The sequence below is a fragment of the Nautilia abyssi genome, from assembly GCF_055388085.1.
The window spans coordinates 852,615-870,965 of the sequence record NZ_AP042376.1 but is presented as its reverse complement, the minus strand read 5'-3'; the positions used below and the strand labels follow the sequence as shown (position 1 = coordinate 870,965).

The 18,351-nt window shown below is 34.1% G+C and carries 22 protein-coding genes, 4 tRNA genes and 1 pseudogene; 21 read left to right on the top strand and 6 right to left on the bottom strand.

Annotation, left to right across the window (positions count from 1 at the left end; genetic code table 11):
- Positions 1-7: 7 nt before the first annotated feature.
- From ACZ5EP_RS04405 to ACZ5EP_RS04390, 4 genes are read left to right on the top strand one after another with little or no spacing between them, the layout of a single operon-like run.
- Positions 8-337 (top strand): hypothetical protein, encoded by a 330-nt coding sequence (locus tag ACZ5EP_RS04405; RefSeq protein ID WP_246831092.1) that lies wholly within the window; start codon positions 8-10, stop codon positions 335-337.
- Positions 324-932 carry a type III pantothenate kinase gene (locus ACZ5EP_RS04400; protein ID WP_464509606.1) on the top strand — a complete coding sequence of 203 codons (609 nt, stop codon included), beginning with the start codon at positions 324-326 and terminating at the stop codon, positions 930-932. Before ACZ5EP_RS04405 ends, ACZ5EP_RS04400 begins: the two co-directional genes overlap by 14 nt.
- On the top strand, positions 929-1,546 hold the full coding sequence (hisG, locus tag ACZ5EP_RS04395; protein WP_127679797.1) for an ATP phosphoribosyltransferase: 618 nt from the start codon (positions 929-931) through the stop codon (positions 1,544-1,546). The genes ACZ5EP_RS04400 and hisG overlap by 4 nt, the downstream gene beginning before the upstream one ends.
- Positions 1,536-2,207 carry a class I SAM-dependent methyltransferase gene (locus ACZ5EP_RS04390; protein ID WP_464509604.1) on the top strand — a complete coding sequence of 224 codons (672 nt, stop codon included), beginning with the start codon at positions 1,536-1,538 and terminating at the stop codon, positions 2,205-2,207. Before hisG ends, ACZ5EP_RS04390 begins: the two co-directional genes overlap by 11 nt.
- Here ACZ5EP_RS04390 and nth read toward each other — a convergent pair whose 3' ends face one another.
- The gene (nth, locus tag ACZ5EP_RS04385; protein ID WP_464509603.1) at positions 2,208-2,852 is read right to left on the bottom strand and encodes an endonuclease III; all 645 of its coding nucleotides are present in this window, start codon (positions 2,850-2,852) and stop codon (positions 2,208-2,210) included. It abuts the gene before it with no gap.
- Positions 2,853-2,991: 139 nt separating this feature from the next.
- On the opposite strand from nth, the gene ACZ5EP_RS04380 reads away from it, so the two are divergent.
- The 12 genes from ACZ5EP_RS04380 to ACZ5EP_RS04325 all read left to right on the top strand — a co-directional run bounded on the left by ACZ5EP_RS04380 (position 2,992) and on the right by ACZ5EP_RS04325 (position 13,236).
- Positions 2,992-3,708: a YebC/PmpR family DNA-binding transcriptional regulator gene (locus ACZ5EP_RS04380; RefSeq protein ID WP_464509602.1), complete on the top strand. Its 717-nt coding sequence runs from the start codon at positions 2,992-2,994 to the stop codon at positions 3,706-3,708.
- A gap of 62 nt (positions 3,709-3,770) precedes the next feature.
- Positions 3,771-4,634: a peptidylprolyl isomerase gene (locus tag ACZ5EP_RS04375; RefSeq protein WP_464509601.1), complete on the top strand. Its 864-nt coding sequence runs from the start codon at positions 3,771-3,773 to the stop codon at positions 4,632-4,634.
- Between the two features lie 15 nt (positions 4,635-4,649).
- Positions 4,650-5,714 (top strand): class II fructose-bisphosphate aldolase, encoded by a 1,065-nt coding sequence (gene fbaA, locus ACZ5EP_RS04370; RefSeq protein WP_127679807.1) that lies wholly within the window; start codon positions 4,650-4,652, stop codon positions 5,712-5,714.
- Positions 5,714-6,595: a 1-aminocyclopropane-1-carboxylate deaminase/D-cysteine desulfhydrase gene (locus tag ACZ5EP_RS04365; protein WP_464509600.1), complete on the top strand. Its 882-nt coding sequence runs from the start codon at positions 5,714-5,716 to the stop codon at positions 6,593-6,595. Before fbaA ends, ACZ5EP_RS04365 begins: the two co-directional genes overlap by 1 nt.
- A 140-nt stretch (positions 6,596-6,735) precedes the next feature.
- On the top strand, positions 6,736-8,595 hold the full coding sequence (locus ACZ5EP_RS04360) for a proton-conducting transporter transmembrane domain-containing protein (protein ID WP_464509599.1): 1,860 nt from the start codon (positions 6,736-6,738) through the stop codon (positions 8,593-8,595).
- A complete protein-coding gene (locus ACZ5EP_RS04355; protein ID WP_464509598.1) occupies positions 8,592-9,434 on the top strand; it encodes a respiratory chain complex I subunit 1 family protein in 843 nt (280 codons plus the stop codon). The genes ACZ5EP_RS04360 and ACZ5EP_RS04355 overlap by 4 nt, the downstream gene beginning before the upstream one ends.
- A 2-nt stretch (positions 9,435-9,436) precedes the next feature.
- Entirely contained in the window at positions 9,437-9,931 is a 495-nt protein-coding gene (locus tag ACZ5EP_RS04350; protein WP_464509597.1) for an NADH-quinone oxidoreductase subunit B family protein, read from the top strand.
- Positions 9,921-10,295 carry an NADH-quinone oxidoreductase subunit C gene (locus ACZ5EP_RS04345; RefSeq protein ID WP_464509596.1) on the top strand — a complete coding sequence of 125 codons (375 nt, stop codon included), beginning with the start codon at positions 9,921-9,923 and terminating at the stop codon, positions 10,293-10,295. The genes ACZ5EP_RS04350 and ACZ5EP_RS04345 overlap by 11 nt, the downstream gene beginning before the upstream one ends.
- Entirely contained in the window at positions 10,285-11,370 is a 1,086-nt protein-coding gene (locus ACZ5EP_RS04340) for a hydrogenase large subunit (protein WP_127679819.1), read from the top strand. The genes ACZ5EP_RS04345 and ACZ5EP_RS04340 overlap by 11 nt, the downstream gene beginning before the upstream one ends.
- Positions 11,371-11,380: 10 nt before the next feature.
- Positions 11,381-11,890: a 4Fe-4S binding protein gene (locus ACZ5EP_RS04335; RefSeq protein WP_464509594.1), complete on the top strand. Its 510-nt coding sequence runs from the start codon at positions 11,381-11,383 to the stop codon at positions 11,888-11,890.
- 72 nt (positions 11,891-11,962) lie between these two features.
- Complete coding sequence (locus ACZ5EP_RS04330; protein WP_464509593.1) at positions 11,963-12,877, top strand: NAD(P)-dependent oxidoreductase; 915 nt, start codon at positions 11,963-11,965, stop codon at positions 12,875-12,877.
- Positions 12,877-13,236: a hypothetical protein gene (locus ACZ5EP_RS04325; protein ID WP_127679825.1), complete on the top strand. Its 360-nt coding sequence runs from the start codon at positions 12,877-12,879 to the stop codon at positions 13,234-13,236. The genes ACZ5EP_RS04330 and ACZ5EP_RS04325 overlap by 1 nt, the downstream gene beginning before the upstream one ends.
- Positions 13,237-13,239: 3 nt before the next feature.
- Here the strand turns inward: ACZ5EP_RS04325 and ACZ5EP_RS04320 are convergent, their stop codons facing one another.
- Positions 13,240-13,695 (bottom strand): methyl-accepting chemotaxis protein, encoded by a 456-nt coding sequence (locus ACZ5EP_RS04320; RefSeq protein ID WP_464509635.1) that lies wholly within the window; start codon positions 13,693-13,695, stop codon positions 13,240-13,242.
- 1,053 nt (positions 13,696-14,748) lie between these two features.
- A pseudogene (locus ACZ5EP_RS04315) lies at positions 14,749-15,486 on the bottom strand (nitrate- and nitrite sensing domain-containing protein); the annotation flags it as partial.
- Between the two features lie 331 nt (positions 15,487-15,817).
- Here ACZ5EP_RS04315 and ACZ5EP_RS04310 point away from each other — a divergent pair.
- The 5 genes from ACZ5EP_RS04310 to ACZ5EP_RS04290 all read left to right on the top strand — a co-directional run bounded on the left by ACZ5EP_RS04310 (position 15,818) and on the right by ACZ5EP_RS04290 (position 16,608).
- A tRNA-Lys gene (locus tag ACZ5EP_RS04310) sits at positions 15,818-15,893 on the top strand.
- Between the two features lie 7 nt (positions 15,894-15,900).
- Positions 15,901-15,975: transfer RNA gene (locus ACZ5EP_RS04305), tRNA-Glu, on the top strand.
- Between the two features lie 35 nt (positions 15,976-16,010).
- Positions 16,011-16,086: transfer RNA gene (locus tag ACZ5EP_RS04300), tRNA-Val, on the top strand.
- Between the two features lie 17 nt (positions 16,087-16,103).
- Positions 16,104-16,180 (top strand) — tRNA-Asp (locus ACZ5EP_RS04295).
- 179 nt (positions 16,181-16,359) lie between these two features.
- A complete protein-coding gene (locus ACZ5EP_RS04290; RefSeq protein WP_127679843.1) occupies positions 16,360-16,608 on the top strand; it encodes a hypothetical protein in 249 nt (82 codons plus the stop codon).
- Here the strand turns inward: ACZ5EP_RS04290 and ACZ5EP_RS04285 are convergent.
- The 3 genes from ACZ5EP_RS04285 to crcB are packed head-to-tail and all read right to left on the bottom strand — an operon-like array spanning position 16,595 to position 18,350.
- On the bottom strand, positions 16,595-17,152 hold the full coding sequence (locus ACZ5EP_RS04285; RefSeq protein ID WP_464509592.1) for a YkgJ family cysteine cluster protein: 558 nt from the start codon (positions 17,150-17,152) through the stop codon (positions 16,595-16,597). The genes ACZ5EP_RS04290 and ACZ5EP_RS04285 overlap by 14 nt on opposite strands.
- Before the next feature lie 2 nt (positions 17,153-17,154).
- Complete coding sequence (locus ACZ5EP_RS04280; protein ID WP_464509591.1) at positions 17,155-17,964, bottom strand: M90 family metallopeptidase; 810 nt, start codon at positions 17,962-17,964, stop codon at positions 17,155-17,157.
- Entirely contained in the window at positions 17,964-18,350 is a 387-nt protein-coding gene (gene crcB, locus ACZ5EP_RS04275; RefSeq protein ID WP_127679850.1) for a fluoride efflux transporter CrcB, read from the bottom strand. Before crcB ends, ACZ5EP_RS04280 begins: the two co-directional genes overlap by 1 nt.
- Position 18,351: the final 1 nt, after the last annotated feature.

Here is an 18,351-nt window from a genome sequence, read left to right as displayed (position 1 = left end):
TTGAGAATTGAGAATTGAAAATGGAGAGTTTAAAGATTTAATAGAGCTCCTTAGAAAAAACAATATTATTTGTAAAAAAATAGATGAAATTAAATTAAATACGAGAAAAAAGTTAAAAGCGTATCTGGGTGTAAATTTAAAAAACGAATACTGTTTTATTTTAAAGCTTGATAAAAAAAGCAGGTTTTTAAGTAAAGATATTGATGTTTTGTATGAATTTTTGCCGGATAGGATCAATTTCAGATATAAAAAGAAAATTCTAATTTTAAACGGGCCTATATGTTCTAAGGCAAAAGAAAAAATAAGCGATTGGAAAATAATAAATGGTGCTGGTTGATATAGGAAACACCAATATACATATTTGGATAGACGGAAAAACAGTTAATAAAAAATCTCCGGAAAAATACGACGGCAGGGTTTATTACATTAGTGTAAATAAAGAAAAAGAAAAAATATTTAAAAAATTAAATCCTGACGCTGTAAATCTTGAAAAATATGTTTTATTCGATACAGCTTACAAGGGGCTGGGAATTGACAGAATTATGGCCTGTAAAAGTATAAGCGACGGTGTTGTAGTAGATGCCGGAAGCGCCGTAACTATAGATATTATGCAGGAAAACAGACATTTAGGCGGAATAATAATGCCCGGTATTTATGCTTTTAAACAAGCTTTTGGTACAATTTCAGAAGTTTTACAATTTAATCCGGATATAATAAATACGTTTTATCCGAGTAATACTTCCGAGGCTCTTAATATGGGAAGTGTCGGAGCAATCAAATGTATGATTGAAAAATATTCTCAAAACAGAAAAGTCTATATTACCGGAGGTGACGGAGAGTTTTTGTCTCGGGTGATTGAAAATTCCGAGTATATTGAAGATTTGGTTTTTCTTGGGATGTTAAAAACAATAAAGGAATTGGAGAAAAAATGAGTTTGACTATTGCTTTGCCAAAAGGCAGAATTGCCGAAGAAGTACTGCAGATATTTAAAAAAATATTTAATGAAGATTTTGAATTTGAAAACAGAAAATTGATTTTAAAAAAAGCCGGCTTTACGTTTTTGAACGTCAGAAACTGGGATGTGGCCGTATATGTCCAGAATCAGGCTGCTGATATAGGTGTTGTGGGATTTGACGTATTAAGCGAACTTGAAAGCGACGTATTGGAGCTTATGGATTTAGGTCTTGGAAAATGCAGGGTTTCCGTGGCCGGAATAAAAGGCGATGAAAGCTATAAAAACAAAACGGAAATTACCGTTGCAAGCAAATTACAAAATATAGCCAAAAAATATTTTTCTAAAAAAGGCATACCCGCCAGTATTATAAAGCTTAACGGTTCTATAGAACTTGCTCCTTTAGTGGGGCTTAGCGATGTTATTGTTGATATAGTCGAAACCGGAAACACATTAAGAGAAAACGGGCTTGAAGAAAAAGAAACTATTATGACCTCAAGCGCAAGACTGATAGCCAATAAAAACTCTTTTATCGAAAAGAAAGAACAGATAATGGAAGTAGTTGAAAAAATAAAGGCGGTACATGGGGCTTGAGCTTTACGGAAAAATCGAAGATCTTTTTCTGGATAAAGAAGCCGCCCATATTTTGTGGAGCAAGTTTATTTCTGTTTTAATTAGTCTTGACGTGAAAAATATTCTTGATATAGGCTGCGGAAGCGGAGATTTTTGCGAACTAGCTTTAAATAGCGGACTTAAGGTAAAAGGTATAGATTTAAGTCATACGCAAATCGAGAGAGCAAAAATAAAATGCGACTGTGAAGTTAAAGACGTATGCGATATGGAAGATAAATTTGAAGCCGCCGTTGCAATATTCGACGTTATAAATTATATGAACGACAAAGAGCTTAAAAAGTTTTTTTCCTGTGTCGAAGACGTGGTGGAAAAATATTTTATTTTCGACATAAACAGTTATTTTGCTATGAACGATCTGGCTATAGGAACATTAAAAGCCGAAGATGAAAACAGATTCGGAGTACTCTATTCGGATTTTGAAGACGATGTGTTAACAACAGAAATCACACTGTTTGAAAAAGACGGCGGGTGCTATAAAAAATCACAGGCGAATATAATTCAGTATTACCACAGTATTGAAAAAATTTCTAAATTTACGAAAATGAAACTGATTAACAAAATTCCGGTTTCACTGTACGGAAGCGGAGAAATTGAAAAGTGGATTTTGGTTTTCGAGAAATAATTATCTCGCTTTAAAACTTTCTTTTGTAACGCAAAATTCCGGAACAAAACATTTATCGCATTTAGGGTTTTTGGCAGTACATATATATCTTCCAAACAGTACAAATCCCTGATGCAGTTCGTTAAGGTCCGTTTTAAAAGCTTCTATAAGATCCTTTTCCGTCTGTTCCACCGTTTTTGCATCCGTAATTCCTAGTCTGTGAACCACTCTGAATACATGAGTGTCTACTGCCATTCTGTTTTCACCGTTTAGTTCTATTAAAAACACATTTGCTGTTTTGTTTCCGACTCCCGGAAGTTTAATAAGCTCTTTATGATCATGCGGGATTTTGCAGTTGAATTTATCCCTTACGATTTTCGCCATTTCAATTATATTTTTTGCTTTGTTGTTAAAAAACGAACAAGATTTTATCAATTCTTTTACGTCGTCTAAATTTGCACATGCAAGACTTTTAATATCAGGGTATTTTTTAAAAAGTGCAGGAGTGATAATATTTACTCTTTTATCGGTACACTGTGCACTTAAAATAATCGCTATTAAAAGTTCATAATCGTTTTTATAGTTGAGCTCAGTCTGCGAACCTTTGTAATGTTCTAAAAAACGTCTTTTAATCTCTTCTAACTCTTCAGGTTTTCTTAAAACCATTAAATCCCTTTTTTTCAGTAATTATATCATACGGTACAATAACCTTCATAATTTACCGTTTCACAACTTATCAACTTAACTACTTATCCACTTAACCACTTTTATAGTATAATAACGAATATTTTAGCAAAGGAGAATTATGGCTGGACACAATAAATGGTCTAAAGTAAAACATATAAAAGCAAAAGAAGACGCTAAAAAATCAAAAATATTTACTAAACACGTAAGAGCGATTATGACTGCAGCAAGACAGGGCGGTGGAAATCCTGAGACTAATGCGGCTCTTAGACTTGCAGTTGAAAGAGCTAAGGCAGACTCAATGCCTATGCAAAATATTCAAAGAGCGATAGATAAAGCCACCGGTAATCTTGACGGAGTTACTTTAAGCGAAGTCAGTTATGAAGGATACGGTCCGGGCGGAGTCGCAATAATGGTTGAATGTCTGACAGACAATAAAAACAGAACTGTTGCGGCTATACGTCACGCTTTTAAAAAAGCGGGGGGAAGTCTCGGTACAAGCGGAAGCGTTGCATGGATGTTTGAAAAAAAAGGTGTAATTGTAGTTAACAGAAGCGATAAAGACGATGAGGTTATGGAAGTAGCCATTGAAGCAGGAGCGGAAGACATAAAAGAACTTGACGAAGTATTAGTTATAGAAAGCGCTCCTGAAGATTTCAACAGTGTGCTGGAAGCTGTAAACGGAATAGACGGAATAGAAATTCTTGAAAGCAACGTTCAGCTTGTGGCTACAAATGAAAGCGAAGTCGATGATGAAACTGCTGAAAAAGTCGAACATCTGATAGAAGTGCTTGAAGAGCTTGACGATGTGCAAAACGTTATCCATAATATGGCGTAATTAAGGTATAATTAACGTTAAATAAATACAATAAATTAAAATAAAAAAATTAAGGAGATTTTATGAAAAAAATAATTTTAGGCGGACTAGTAGCAGCGGCTGCATTTGCATTTCCAGGAATGCAAGGCGGAATGGGAGGAGCAGCACCGTTAAACGGTAAACCGATGAAAGGTTTGACTGACAATACTGTAGTGGCAGTGCTTAACGGTAAAAAAATTACTGTAAAAGACGTAAATAACTTTTTACAGGGAATGACTGCTGATAAAAGAATTAAACTTCAAGAACTTCCTGCTCAGCATGTTGGTCAGTTCGTAAAACAGTATGTTGATACTTTAGTTTTATATAAAAAAGCAAAAAGTGTAGAAAAAACACCTCAGTTTCAAGCTTTAATGAAAAAAATGGCTGTTGACTACTGGTTAAAACAGCAGCTTAACAATATGAAAATATCTGATGCAGAAGTTAAAAAATTCTATGAAGCAAATAAAGATATATATTTTAAAACTACTCCAAAAATCAAAGCTAGACATATTTTGGTGAAAAGTGAAAAAGAAGCTGAAAAAATTATTAATGAACTTAAAGGTTTACACGGAAAAGCTTTAGAGAAAAAATTTGCCGAACTAGCTAAAAAATATTCAACAGGACCTACTAAAGTAAACGGAGGCGAACTTGGATGGTTTGATCCTAAACAAATGGTACAGCCGTTTGCTAAAGCTGTTGAAAAAATGAAACCTGGTCAAATAACACTTAAACCTGTACATACAAGATTCGGATATCATGTAATTTTGGTTGAAGCTAAAAACGAGAAAAACTATATGCCTTTAAATCAGGTTAAATTACAAATCATTGAATATCTAAAAAGAGCAAAATTACAAAAAGAAATTCAAAAATTAAAAGACTCTGCAAAAGTTGAAATTAAAGTAAAATAAAAAAAGGGGTTTTAGATGGATTTTAGTTTTGTAAAACCTGGGGTTTTAAGCGGAAGCGAAGCTGCAAAAGTCCTTGACTACTGCAAAGAAAAAGGCTTTGCTCTTCCTGCGATAAACGTAGTGGGGACAAACTCTGTGAATGCCGTTATGGAAGCCGCAAAAGAAGTAAACCTTCCTATTATTATTCAGTTCAGTAACGGAGGAGCTCATTTCTGGGCGGGTAAAGGTCTTGATAATGAAGGTCAAAAAGCTGCAGTGCTTGGAGCGATTGCAGGGGCTAAACATATTCATACTCTTGCAGAAGCATACGGTGTGCCTGTAATTTTACATACCGACCATGCCGCAAGAAAACTTTTACCTTGGATAGACGGTTTAATTGAAGCAAATGCTAAACACAAAGAAAAATACGGTAAACCTCTTTTCAGCTCTCATATGCTTGATTTAAGCGAAGAACCTCTTGAACAGAATGTTCAGACTTGTAAAGAGTATCTGAAAAAATTAAGCGCACTTGATATTATGCTTGAGATTGAATTAGGCGTAACAGGCGGTGAAGAAGACGGTGTGGACAATACGGGAATTGAAAATTCAAAACTTTACACTCAGCCTGAAGATGTGGCGTATGCATATAAAGAATTAAGCGAAGTTAGTGATTTGTTTACTATTGCCGCTAGTTTCGGAAACGTTCACGGTGTATATAAACCGGGACATGTTAAACTTGAACCTATAATTCTTAAAAATTCTCAGGAATATGTAAAAAAAGAATTTAATTTAAATGATGACAAACCTATCAGATTCGTATTTCACGGCGGAAGCGGAAGTGAGCTTTCTAAGATTCACGAAGCTATCGATTACGGTGTGGTAAAAATGAATATCGACACCGATACCCAGTGGGCGTTCTGGGCAGGAGTTAAAGGTTATATTGAAAAATTCAAAGATTATCTTCAAAGCCAGATAGGCAACCCTGAAGGTGAAGACAAACCTAATAAAAAATATTATGATCCTAGAAAATGGCTAAGAGAAGGTGAAAAATCTATGAAAGCCAGAGTAATAGAAGCATATAAAGATTTAAAAGCCATTTAATGAGCACAAAAACCTGGAGATTGGAAAATTCTCCAATCACTCCTTTTTTCTTTCAAAACAATTTTTTTCATATTAAGCGCGACGATTTGTTAAGTAATGATTTTAACGGCAACAAAGCCAGAAAATTTTATTATTTTCTGAATAATGAATTTCCGAATGTAAAAAGAGTTGTTTCATTCGGTTCTAACCAGTCGAATGCAATGATGAGCCTGAGTGTTTTGTGTAAAATAAAAAAATGGGAATTCATATATTATACGAACCATATTCCGAAATACTTAAAACAAAATCCGGAAGGAAATTATTTAAAGGCTCTTCAAAACGGTGCTAATATAATTGAAACGGATTTAAGAGGTGAGAAACTGATCAGATTTGTTAAATCGTTAAAAGATAAAGAAACGCTGATAATCGAAGAGGGCGGAAGAATTCAGGAAAGTGAATACGGAATAAAACTTTTGGCCGAAGAAGTGAATGAATATGCACTTAATCATAATTTAAAAATTTTTCTTCCAAGCGGTACCGGTACAACAGCTTATTTTCTTTCAAAACACGTAAATGTGGAGGTTCTAACGGTTCCTTGTGTCGGTGACGAAAACTATTTAAAAAAGCAGTTTAAATGGTTGGGAGGAGGGAAAATACCTACCATTCTTAAACCCAGAAAAAAATATCACTACGGAAAACTCTATCCTGAACTTTATTTTCTGTGGAAAGAACTTAAAAATTCAGGAATAGAATTTGATCTTCTTTACGATCCTATAGGATGGGATACGATTATGTTCCACAATTTAAAAGATATACTATATGTCCATCAGGGCGGTATTTTCGGTAACAAAACAATGATTAAAAGATATAAAAGAAAACTAAAACTCAACTCTTATAATTAAACTTTCCAATCTATTTAAAATTAAGTGTAACTTTTTTATACAAACCGCATATCTTTTTAATATAAGTTTAATTTATAGTATTCGTAAATGAATGTTCATTTTGATATTATTATATAATCAAATTTATTTTGGAGGGTAATATGGATACATTTATTGTTCTAAGTATCGTATTGCCGTGGATTGCCGCTTTGGTGATTTATCTGGCAAAAAACGATTTTGTAACTAATCTGCTTTCATTTGCAATGCTGCCTATTTTAGGTTATTTTGCATGGATGATTTATTCAAGTGGCAATTTGCCTTATTACATGGATACACCTAACTGGGTCGGATATCTGATAACGGTGTATGATTTCGGTTTGCTGGGATACTTTTTTTATCAGGGTATAAAAAATAAAAGTATGCTGGTTTCTTCACTTGCCGTTTTACAGCTTGTTCTTTTAACAATTGTTGTATTTATGATTAAAGAGAGCGATACAGCCAACATATATGTTGATAAATTAACGGCGTTTATGTATATGATTGTAGCAATTGTCGGTGTTCCTATTGCGATTTTCGCAACTAAATACATGGAATATGACGAAAAAGGAAAACACAGCTTTGTAGCTATTTTGATTTGGTTTTTGGGTGTAATGAATTTCGCAGTAAGCGTTAATAATATCGAATGGTTTTTTGCGTTGTTTGAGACAACAACACTTGCTTCATACGTACTCATCAGATTCAGAATGGACAGAGAAGCTGTTAATAACGCAGTTTTGGCTTTATGGATGAATCAGATTGGAGGGGTTGCTATTTTATTGGCTCTTCTGACTTTAATAAAAACAAGCGGTATTTATGATTTTACGGATCTGTTAAACGCATCTCCGAAGGTTGTTTCACTTACGGCTTTAGGGTTTTTATCTTTAAGCGCGCTTGTAAAAGGCGCTCAAATGCCTTTTCACAAATGGCTTTTAGGTGCGATGGTTGCGCCGACACCCGTCAGTGCGATACTGCATTCGGCAACAATGGTAAAAATCGCTCCTTATCTGCTGCTTAGACTTTCCCCTATTATTAAAGGCACTCTTTTAGCAAAACTTTTAATTATTACAACAGGTTTCGTGTTTGTTGCGGCTGCCGTTATAGCCTTAACACAGGATAATTTCAAAAAAATTCTTGCATATTCAACTATTTCTCTGCTTGGACTTATGATGCTTGCCGCTGTTGTAGGTACGCCTATTGCGGTTACCGCAAGTCTTATTCTTATTTTATTCCATGCGTTTGCGAAAGGTTTTCTATTCATCGAAGCCGGGGTTTTGGAAAAAGTATTTCACGTTAAATATATAAAAGAAATGAGAAGATTAATAGAAAGAGCTCCTCTTACTCTTATGTTTATTTTCTTTGGATTTTTAAATATGACGTTCGTTCCTTTCGGAACTTTTATAGGTAAATGGATTATGATTGAAGAGGCAAGCGGTTTCCTCTCTCACGGAAGTTATGTTCTGTTAATTCTTTATGTGGGTGCGGGAAGCGCATTTTTGAGCGTGCTTTATATGAAAGTATTGGGTATCAGTGTCAGAAAATCTCACGGAATAGAAAAAGTTAAACTTCTACCGCTGCCAAAAAGATTTAACTTTGTATCAATCTGGTATTATGTGTGGCTATTGGCTCTGACAGTATTTATCGCTCCGTTTATTGCTACGCAAATCGTTCCTATTGCCACTGAAATAACCGGAAGCGTAGCTAATATTTATTCAGAACATCTGTCTTTGATTATTAACAATTCAACATTGTATTTCTGGCAGATTATGGGAGCATTGATTATTTTATTATTGATTCACGCTCTTCCGTTTTTCGTACATTTCAAAAATGTAGATACCGCTATGCCGTATAACTGCGGCGAAGCGTTCCCTAGACATATTGAAACATATAATTTCGTATGTATTTCAAAATATGAAAACTATCTGATAGCATTCAGTATTGCTCTGTTTATTATGGTATTAGTTCTTGGAGGAGGTTTATTATGAAGTTTGAAACGTTAATGATACTGCTTACGCTTTTTGCCCCTGTTATAGGCGGTTTTGTGTATGGTGTTGAAAGAATAGTAAAAGCCAGAATGCAAAGCAGGGTGGGACCTCCTTTAATGCAGCCTTTTTACGATTTTTTTAAATTAATGGACAAAAGGCCTTTAATGGTGCATTCTCTGCATGCGGTAATGGGTATTATGTATTTTGTGGCGTGCTGGTTTGCACTTTTAGTGCTGTTTTTGGGAAATGACTTGTTGGTTGCCGTTTTTTTCCATGTTATCGCGGTACTGGCTCTTACAATCGGTGCTTTTAGCGTAAGAAGCCCTTACAGTGTAATCGGTGCGATGAGAGAACTTATGCATATGATAAGCTATGAGCCATTAATGGTATTGATGGTGGTGGCTTTTTATCAGGTTGTAGGCAGTTTTAATTTAAAAGATATTTTGACATATCCGGGTGTTCCTTTATTTCAGATTCCTGTAGTGTTTGTAGCGTTTGTTTTAGCGATTCCTATGATGCTTCACAAATCTCCTTTTGATGTAGCTGAAGCGCATCAGGAAATTATCGGAGGTCCGGAAATAGAATACAGCGGACCTTTTTACGAAGCTGTTTACACAGGAAAATGGATTGAATATGTGTATGTATTTTTCTTTGTGTTTTTATTCGGAGGAAGCCATTACTGGCTGGGAGCGCTGTTGGTGTTTTTAGTGTTTATTTTTGTCAATGCGCTTGATAACGCGACTGCAAGGCTTGATTTCAGAAGAATGGTTAAATTTTCCTGGTTTGTATTAATTCCGATATCAGCGCTTAATATAATCTTTTTGGCACTATGGAGGTAGTTATGGGTATATTTAGTAAATTCAGAAAAAAATCCCCTTGGATATTGCATTATAATACAGGAGGGTGCAACGGATGTGATATTGAAATTCTTGCGGCTCTTGCTCCAAAATTCGATATCGAAAGATTCGGTATGCTCAACAGAGGGAATCCGAAACAGTCGGATATTTTATTGGTTACTGGCCCTGTTACAAAAAGATGCAGAGACGTTTTAAGAAGACTTTATCTTGAAATGCCTGAGCCAAAAGTGGTTGTTGCAATGGGAGCTTGTGCACACGGCGGAGGTATTTTCAGGGATTTTTATCACGTAGAAAACGGTGTTGATAATATAATTCCTGTGGACGTATGGATACCGGGATGTGCGCCGAGAGTCGAAGCTGTTATCGACGGAATGGTTGAAGCGGTTAAAATCTGGGAGAAAAAAACAAAAGAAAAAGAATATATGAGGGGTCACAGCGTAGAATTATTAGAAAAATTAGGAGCTAGAAATGATGATTAATCCGGAAATAACATTTATGGAAGCCACAATAGAAAATGTGGTTGATTTAATAAAAGACTGGTATGACGAAAATCAGTATCATTATGTAACCGTTAACGCCACTGATAACGGAGGAAATGTTACGATTGACTGGATATTTTCTAAATATTATGACAAAAACAAATTAACGGTGTTCAGAGCCGAAAACGTACCGTATGATGCTAAGATTCCTTCAATAGTCAGTGTTGTTCCTAGTGCGTGGATTGCAGAGTGGGAGCTTGCGGATCTCTTTGGATTAGATGTTGAAAATGCGGCAAAAGGGGTGTTTATCGAACCTGACGCACCTCAGGCGCCTTTAAGAAAAGGGGAAGCAAATGGGAAATAAAATTATTGTACCTTTCGGATCACAGCATGTTGCGCTGCCTGAACCGGTAAGCTTTTTGTTTGAAACTCAAAACGAAGTTATTACAGACGTTACCGTTAATATAGGTTATGTTCACAGAGGAATAGAAAAAGCGGCAATTACGAGATTTGAATATACTCAGCTTCCATATCTTGTAGCAAGAGTGTGCGGGCTTTGTTCTATTACGCATGCGGGAGCTTATACTCACGGTATTGAAAAACTGCTTGGAATTGAAACAAATAAAAAAATAGACTATTTAAGAATGCTTGTTGTGGAACTTGACAGAATTCACTCCCATATGCTTGCGAACGGGCACGTTGCCGAGGTAGTCGGATACGAAAACCTGTTTATGCAGACATTCAGATACAGAGAAGACGTAATGGACATACTTGAAAGAATTACCGGTAACAGGGTTCAGTACGATTATCAGATAATCGGAGGAGTTGCGAGGGATTTTGACAAAGAAACGGAAAATTTTGCAAGAGAAAAACTTTTAACTCTTAAAGCAAATACAGAAAAACTGATTGAGTTTTTTGAAAACGACTATACTTTCGGAGTAAAAACAAAAGGTGTCGGTACTATTTCCAAAGAAATGGCTGCGAAGTTCAACGCTGCGGGACCTATTGCCAGAGCCAGCGGCCTTGAAACTGACGCAAGGGCTGAATATGACTATCTGCCGTTTGAAGAAGTGGGATATAAACTTCAGACACGAACGGAAGGTGATGTCTGGGCCAGAAATATGGTCAGATTCGATGAGATTATGAATTCAATTGAAATGTGTCTTAATATACTTGACGGTATACCTGAGGGAGAACACAGGGTTAAAGTTAAAGGAAGACCGGACGGCGAAACGTTTGTAAGGGTTGAAGCGCCTAGGGGAGAATGTTTTTATTATCTCAAAGGTAATAAAACGAAAGTTCTTGAAAGGGTCAGAATCAGAGTGCCGACATATGCGAATATTCCTGTACTTAAAGAGCTTTTTGTAGGTGAAAAATATTCAGATGCGCAGGCGATCGTACTAAGTTTCGATCCATGTATGAGCTGTACGGCCAGATAAAGGAGTAATTATGATACAAATGTTTATCGAATCGTTAAAAAATTTAGTTTCAAAACCTGAAACAATAAAATATCCTTTTGCTCCTTCACCTGAGCCTAAAGGATACAGAGGTACTATTCTTTATAATGAAGAGCTTTGCATTTTTTGTGACAAATGTGAAAATATATGCCCTCCGGGAGCTATTAAGTTTGAAGTGGTTGATATAGAAAGCGGAAAAAAACAGTACAACTACAACCCGTATCTTTGTATTTACTGCGGGGCATGTGTTGATGCGTGTCCGAAAGCCGAAGAGGGATGCCTTACCCAGTCGGAAGTAAGAACTCCCGTAATGGGAGAAAGCGTTATAAAAGATCCTAAACTAGGATATTTTATAAACGAAATAAATAATCCTAAAGAAGTTGAAAAAAAATGGCGTGAGCTTGAAATAAGAGCTGCCGACAGCCGTGAAAAACTGGCTGAATACAAAAAAGCAAAAAGAGCTGCGGCAAAAGCTGCAAAAGCAAAAGCGTCTGCCGAATAACATTTAAACCTTCCTTTTTTTTCTCTTTAGGTGTATAATATATTATGAATCTTTATTCATAAAGGAACCGTTATGAAAATTGCCTTTTTTGAAATCAAACCTGAAGAGAAAACTTTTTTTGAACAAAATCTAAAAAACCAGGAGCTTTATTTTTTTGAAGAAACGGTAAATGAATATGCCGGTTCTGCAGATTTTGATGTGATTTCAGTATTTATACATTCGAAAGTCGATAAGAATGTACTTGATAAATTTAAAAATCTTAAATATATACAAACCCGCTCTACCGGAGTTGATCATCTCGATTTGGAAGAAATATATAAAAGAGGACTGTTTGCAAGCAATGTAGTAGGGTACGCCGGTCCGTGTGTAAGCGAGTTTGCTTTTTCTCTTTTGCTCGAAGCTTTAAGAAAGACGTATATAGCAATACAGAGGGTAAAAAACGGAGATCTGTATTATTCTGATTTGAAAGGCAGCGAAATACAGGGTAAAAGAATCGGTATTTTAGGGCTTGGCACAATCGGGACCCATATTGCTCAAATCGCAAAAGGTTTCGGTGTTCAGAGCATAATAGGCTTTAACAGAAGCAAGAAACTGATAGAAGGCGTGGAATATACCGATAACCTTGAATACACTCTAAGAAACAGCGATATACTTTTTATCGCCCTTCCGCTTACTAAAAGCACAAAAAATTTAATTAATTCTGAAAATATAACTTTTTTTGACGGGAATATAATTATAAATCCGGCGCGTGCCGAAATTATCAGTTTTGAAGTTTATAACAGTTTTGAGGGTGTAATTGCAGCGGATGTATTGCCGGATTGGAATCTGGCTAAAAAAGAAAATATAATAGCAACACCGCATATGGCTTATTACACTAAAGAAGCGCTATTTAGAATTATGGAAATTTCTCTTGAAAATATTAAGGATTTTATAAACGGTAAAAAACCTAGAAACTGTTTAAAAATATTTTATGAAAAGGAGAAATAATGCTAAAAAAAACCGTCTGTTTAGCATTATTTGCAACTGTATCGCTTTATGCGTGCAGCAGCGACTGTCTGGAATGCCATCCTAAATTAAAACAGTTGGAATACAATAAAACAAATAAATATTATAAAGAGCATCATTTTTTGATTACCTGCACAAAATGTCATAAAAACCATCCTAGTAAAGGTATGGATGAATGCGGAGCGGACTGTTTTGACTGTCACAGCAGAAAAAAACTTATAAATACGCCCGTTCCGGAACATCAGAAGTTAAGTACTTGCACAAAATGTCATAAAGATACGCTTCAGCAGATTATTCCGGCTCAGCCTAATAATGACTTTTTAAATTTCAAGCAAAAATAAAATTTAAATTTTATTTTTGTTCACTTCTTTTAACATTGCATTTGCCATAGTGTTGACTTTGTTTGCAATATTGTCGACTGTAAGGATATTTTCTTCCATTTTTTGTGTTTTTTGATTTACATTCATTATTTTTTCGGAAGTAGTATTAATTTTGTCGGCCTGATTTACAATGCTTTCTCCTATTGTCGTTATAGACTGGGTTAAAATATTTATATTGCTATCAATTTCATTTAAACTTTTTTGTGTTTTTTCAGCCAGTTTTCTGACTTCGTCTGCAACAACGGCAAAACCTCTTCCGTGTTCTCCGGCTCTTGCAGCTTCTATAGCGGCGTTTAAAGCAAGTAAATTGGTCTGATCGGCTATTTCCTGTATTATTTTTACAATATTTTTAATATCGTGAGACTGTTCTACTACATTTTTGGTATCGTTTGATATATTTAATACTTCTTCGTTTATCATTTGAATATCGTTTGTTACTTCGGAAAGCTCATCAGACGCTTCTTTGGCAAAATGTTTCAGCTGATCCATTTTTTCTTTTAATTCATTGGCTGAAGCGTTTAACTCTTCACCGTTTTCTTTATTTTTGCTTAATATATTTACAATGGTTTCAAGCACGGAATTAACGGCTTTTTCAACTTTACCTACCGCATGTTCTATTTTTTTGCTGAAGTCCCTTTTCATAGCCCTGTCGAGAACATATACCGTTTTATTTATGTCTTTGCCTATTATCATTTGAAAATTTTCAAGCATCGCATTGAATATATTTCTTATTTTTTCCAATTCAGGATCTGCCGCTTTTTCACGGATTTGTCCTTCGAAAATGCCTTTTTTCATTTTTTCAACTTCATTTCCTAAAGCCGTAATCATTAAATTGTCCTGGGCTAGTTTCTGTTCTATTTTTACAATGTTTTCATTTACTGTTTTCGCCATTTTTCCAAATTCGTCCATGGTGTTGATTTCTATTTCTTTTGCTGAATCGGTTTCTTTGTTTATAAATCTGAAAAACTCGTTTAATCCGTCTTGGAATATTTGAATGTTTGTTATTATGTTTTTAGATGTTAAGAAGATCATAAATGCGATAATAATAAATAAAAGCAGATACAGCGTGCTGATTAGTATTATAAGCTCTATGTTTGTTTTATAGTCGGAATCAACAATTTTTAATATATCTTTTTTTATATAATTTATAATATTGTTTAACGTTTTTATTTTGTTGTTAATTATTTTTAAAAACTGTTTGTTGTTTTCTTTTAAAAAGAAGAAATTGCTTAAATTTCCTATGATATTTAATACATCCCCGTCATGTTCTGATAGTTTGTCATTTAATTTTTCTAAAGGAAGGTTGCCGTTTTTTTCTAATATTTGTATTTTTTGATTATAGATATTTAAAAGTTTGTGTAATAGATTTTTTTCTATGTCGGTAACATAAGGTAGGGCAAGATAAGAGTTAATATCGTCTTTTAGATCGTCTACGTCGCCTTTCATGTCGTCAATAAGATCTTTGTCTTTTGTTGCGTAATAATTTCTTAAATCTGTTTCAAAGCCGTTTGCTCCTATATCGTCTTTAATAAAACTGACCTGGATTTTTTTGTCTATATCATGCAGAAGTACGTTTTCAATATAAATTATTTTTCTAAAAATATTCTTATTGGCATTTATCTGTGAACTGTAATAATCCAATATGTTTTTGGGTGCGTTTTTTTTGAAAAAGTTAATAAAGGTTTTTTGTTTGGTTATAACCTGTGAAAAAAGTTCATAACTTCCCGGGCTGAACAGACCGCTTGAAATAGCTTCGGAGGCTATGATTTTTTCTATTTCAGTTTTTTCTTTGGTATTTAAAATAGCAAAATAAGAATTTATTATTTTAGAAAGTTTTTCATCCGGGGATAAATATGAAAGTGTTTCAAAAAGGGAGATTAAATTTGAATTTAATTGGGAATAAAAGGTAATAACCCTGTTTTTTTTTACTAAACCTGTATCTATCTTTTTTCTGACGGTGTTTAAATTTGAAAGATTATCCAGAATGATTTTTATTTTTTTATAAAAGTCGTAATTTATGTTTTTTATTTTCTGCAATGTTATGTGATTTAAAGTAGTAATAAATATATTTTTGCCGGTATCGGTGTTTTTTCTTTGTTTGAGCATTGCGTTTTTATCGGAAGGGTCTTTTGAATATAAATAAAAAACGGATAATGTTCTTTCTTTTTGAAGTTCGTTTACTAATTTTTCGGCTTTCAAAGTTAACTGCATTAAGGTCTTGATATTATTAAGCCGGTTTATGTTTTCATATCTTTTATAAATAGAACTTATCATAAGCCATAACAAAAAAGCGGACGGAATGACTGTTATAAGCATTATCTTTCTTTTAATTGACAGGTTTTTGAAGAAATCCATTTGACATCCTTTATGAATAGTTGTTCATAACTTTGTATTATACACATTTTTTCTTCAAATTCAATAAATATATTTTTAATTTATATTTAATTTGAATTTTTTGAATTTTTTTCATAAATTCTCTTGACATTGAAAAATAATTTCCATATAATTTCAGTCCACAACGACAAGTTGTGAAAGAAAAGCTGACCCGTTAGCTCAGTCGGTAGAGCATCTGCCTTTTAAGCAGAGGGCCGTTGGTTCGAATCCAACACGGGTCACCATCGCTATGGCCCCTTCGTCTAGCGGTTAGGACACCGCCCTTTCACGGCGGCGACACGGGTTCGAGTCCCGTAGGGGTCACCACTTCACAAAGTCCTAATCCATTAATAAAATTTGTTGGTCGCTTAGCTCAGTTGGGAGAGCACCAGCCTTACAAGCTGGGGGTCGCAGGTTCGAGCCCTGCAGCGACCACCATCTACAATGCCAAGAGTGGAGCCGTAGTTTAGCTGGTTAGAATGCCGGCCTGTCACGCCGGAGGTCGCGGGTTCGAGTCCCGTCGGCTCCGCCATTTAATGCTTCTCAATGTTTAGTGTCTGTCACTTAAAGTTTTATATTAATTCATCTTTTCTTTACAGTAATTTTACAATTATTAAATTAAATTAAGTTAATTTTTCTTTATTTGTTTATTTATTGTCTCCGTACTGATATAATTAAAGTAAGAGAAATATATTTTTATAGGAATGCTGTATGATGCCTGAAGAAAAAATACTAATTAAAAATTTAAAACATGAAGGTATTGATTTAAATTTTAAACAAAAAGCAATAGAGGCATTGAGTATAAACAACTTGGAAGATTTAAAAAAATATATTGAGAGATATAATATTAATATGATTATCGATATAACAGAAAGTATTGAAGAAAATAAAGAAAGGCTTTATTATTTGCTTAATGAAGAATTTTATAATTTGAGAGAAAACAATATTAATCTGTTTTAAAATAATTATGTAAATGTTTTAACGAATTAATATGATAAAGATTGTATTTGTCTTTATTTTTTTCTAAAGTAAAAAACTCGATATTTTTATATGATGTCAAAAATATCAGTTTTTGGGTTGAGAGCCATTTATGCGTTGCTTCTATTTTTTTATTTATATTTTCAAATCTTTCTTCATAAAATGAGGAATTATAAAACTCTTTTTTGTTTAAAGGCAGATATTCGCCTTCACACCCGACGCCGCTGCAGCTTAAATCTAATAATACTTTATCATACCAAGGCGAGTAAGGATATATTTTACAAGCAGGAGGTCTGTTTTCGTATATTGTACATTTGCCGTTATTTAAATATGGGCAGGATATTTCGTTACTGAGCAGCATTACCGGTCTTAAATAATCAAGTTTAGCTATTAAAATAGGAAAATAATTATAAACTTTTTTGAAATCTTCAAGTATTAAAGGTGCCAGAGGTTTTTTACAGCATTCGGTACATTCTTTGCATCCTTTGAATTTAAGCAGTTCCAGATGTCTTATATCTACAAACATATTTATACTTTGTAAAATTTTTTTAATTCTTTGTAGATATCAGGAAAATGCTTTTTTAAAATATCCGGTTTAGAAAAATAATATTCGCTCATTACTGCAAAAAATTCTGCAGGATTTGTAGCTGCATATTTGTCAATTAACGAATATTTCCCTAAAAATCTGTTTAATGAAAGTCTTTTTTTGAATTTTTTATATTCACCGTACATTATTTTGCTCCACTCGCCAAACTGTTCTTTTTCCAAAGGAGGTATTCCGTTTACGGCGCCTTCTTCAAAATCCAGCTCATGCGCAAATTCATGAATAACGACATTTCTTTTGTTGGTTTTAATTTCTTTTTTTAACTCATCCCAGGCTATTACAACCGCTTCACCCACAGCTTCTCCGCTGATCAGTACGGTTTCATGTGATGCTATATCGTTTATTATCGATTTTTGGTTAAGTATCATTGTATGCGGATATACATATATGTATTGGAGCATCGGATAACAAAAATCTTTAAAGGATATAGTCGGAAGACATGCAAAAAAGCTTATAGTGTATTTAATTTCGTCTGTAATTTTTAATTTAACGCCTATGAACTGTTTTTCTTTACAAAATCTTAGAATTTTATAGTGAAGGATATTTTTTTGGTGATTGTTTAGATTTTTATACTGTGGAAAGTTTGCAATAGTTTTTATTAATAAAGGAGGGGGAGAGGTCTTTTTTAAAGACCGTATCCATATTCTGTATTTAATTTCTATTAACAGCTGAATCAGGATAAATATAAAAAAAGCAATCCATAAAACAATTAAAAATATTTTAAAATTATCCATTATCTCAATATGGCTTCAACAGCTTTAAAACCGGCTCCCGCTAAAATAATACATCCTATTACATTTAATAAAACATATGATAACGCCTGAATATATAAAGCGTTTCTAAATAAGAAAAAGCTTTCAACGGCAAATGTTGAAAATGTGGTAAATGCGCCCATCATTCCTGTGGTAAGAAGTGATTTTAAATAAGGGTTTTGAATTCCGCCGTACTGAATGGCTCCTATAAAAATTCCTAATAACAGACTACCGATAAGGTTAACGCTTAAAGTACCGAAAGGTATATCGTGTTTAATGGCGTTATTAACAAGTCCTGCGGTATAAGCTCTTAAAATCGCACCTATAAATCCGCCTATACCTATAGCAATCATAGTATCGAATTTCATA

Coding starts and splice junctions, on each gene's coding strand:
- nth (WP_464509603.1), bottom strand. CDS start 2,852: ATGGTTTTAAGAAAACCTGAAGAGTTAGAAGAGATTAAAAGACGTTTT.
- fbaA (WP_127679807.1), top strand. CDS start 4,650: ATGGATTTTAGTTTTGTAAAACCTGGGGTTTTAAGCGGAAGCGAAGCT.
- crcB (WP_127679850.1), bottom strand. CDS start 18,350: ATGAAATTCGATACTATGATTGCTATAGGTATAGGCGGATTTATAGGT.
- ACZ5EP_RS04390 (WP_464509604.1), top strand. CDS start 1,536: ATGGGGCTTGAGCTTTACGGAAAAATCGAAGATCTTTTTCTGGATAAA.
- ACZ5EP_RS04320 (WP_464509635.1), bottom strand. CDS start 13,695: ATGATAAACGAAGAAGTATTAAATATATCAAACGATACCAAAAATGTA.
- ACZ5EP_RS04365 (WP_464509600.1), top strand. CDS start 5,714: ATGAGCACAAAAACCTGGAGATTGGAAAATTCTCCAATCACTCCTTTT.
- ACZ5EP_RS04330 (WP_464509593.1), top strand. CDS start 11,963: ATGAAAATTGCCTTTTTTGAAATCAAACCTGAAGAGAAAACTTTTTTT.
- ACZ5EP_RS04360 (WP_464509599.1), top strand. CDS start 6,736: ATGGATACATTTATTGTTCTAAGTATCGTATTGCCGTGGATTGCCGCT.
- ACZ5EP_RS04355 (WP_464509598.1), top strand. CDS start 8,592: ATGAAGTTTGAAACGTTAATGATACTGCTTACGCTTTTTGCCCCTGTT.
- ACZ5EP_RS04280 (WP_464509591.1), bottom strand. CDS start 17,964: ATGGATAATTTTAAAATATTTTTAATTGTTTTATGGATTGCTTTTTTT.
- ACZ5EP_RS04340 (WP_127679819.1), top strand. CDS start 10,285: ATGGGAAATAAAATTATTGTACCTTTCGGATCACAGCATGTTGCGCTG.
- ACZ5EP_RS04345 (WP_464509596.1), top strand. CDS start 9,921: ATGATGATTAATCCGGAAATAACATTTATGGAAGCCACAATAGAAAAT.
- ACZ5EP_RS04350 (WP_464509597.1), top strand. CDS start 9,437: ATGGGTATATTTAGTAAATTCAGAAAAAAATCCCCTTGGATATTGCAT.
- ACZ5EP_RS04375 (WP_464509601.1), top strand. CDS start 3,771: ATGAAAAAAATAATTTTAGGCGGACTAGTAGCAGCGGCTGCATTTGCA.
- ACZ5EP_RS04325 (WP_127679825.1), top strand. CDS start 12,877: ATGCTAAAAAAAACCGTCTGTTTAGCATTATTTGCAACTGTATCGCTT.
- ACZ5EP_RS04285 (WP_464509592.1), bottom strand. CDS start 17,152: ATGTTTGTAGATATAAGACATCTGGAACTGCTTAAATTCAAAGGATGC.
- ACZ5EP_RS04400 (WP_464509606.1), top strand. CDS start 324: ATGGTGCTGGTTGATATAGGAAACACCAATATACATATTTGGATAGAC.
- hisG (WP_127679797.1), top strand. CDS start 929: ATGAGTTTGACTATTGCTTTGCCAAAAGGCAGAATTGCCGAAGAAGTA.
- ACZ5EP_RS04380 (WP_464509602.1), top strand. CDS start 2,992: ATGGCTGGACACAATAAATGGTCTAAAGTAAAACATATAAAAGCAAAA.
- ACZ5EP_RS04290 (WP_127679843.1), top strand. CDS start 16,360: ATGATGCCTGAAGAAAAAATACTAATTAAAAATTTAAAACATGAAGGT.
- ACZ5EP_RS04335 (WP_464509594.1), top strand. CDS start 11,381: ATGATACAAATGTTTATCGAATCGTTAAAAAATTTAGTTTCAAAACCT.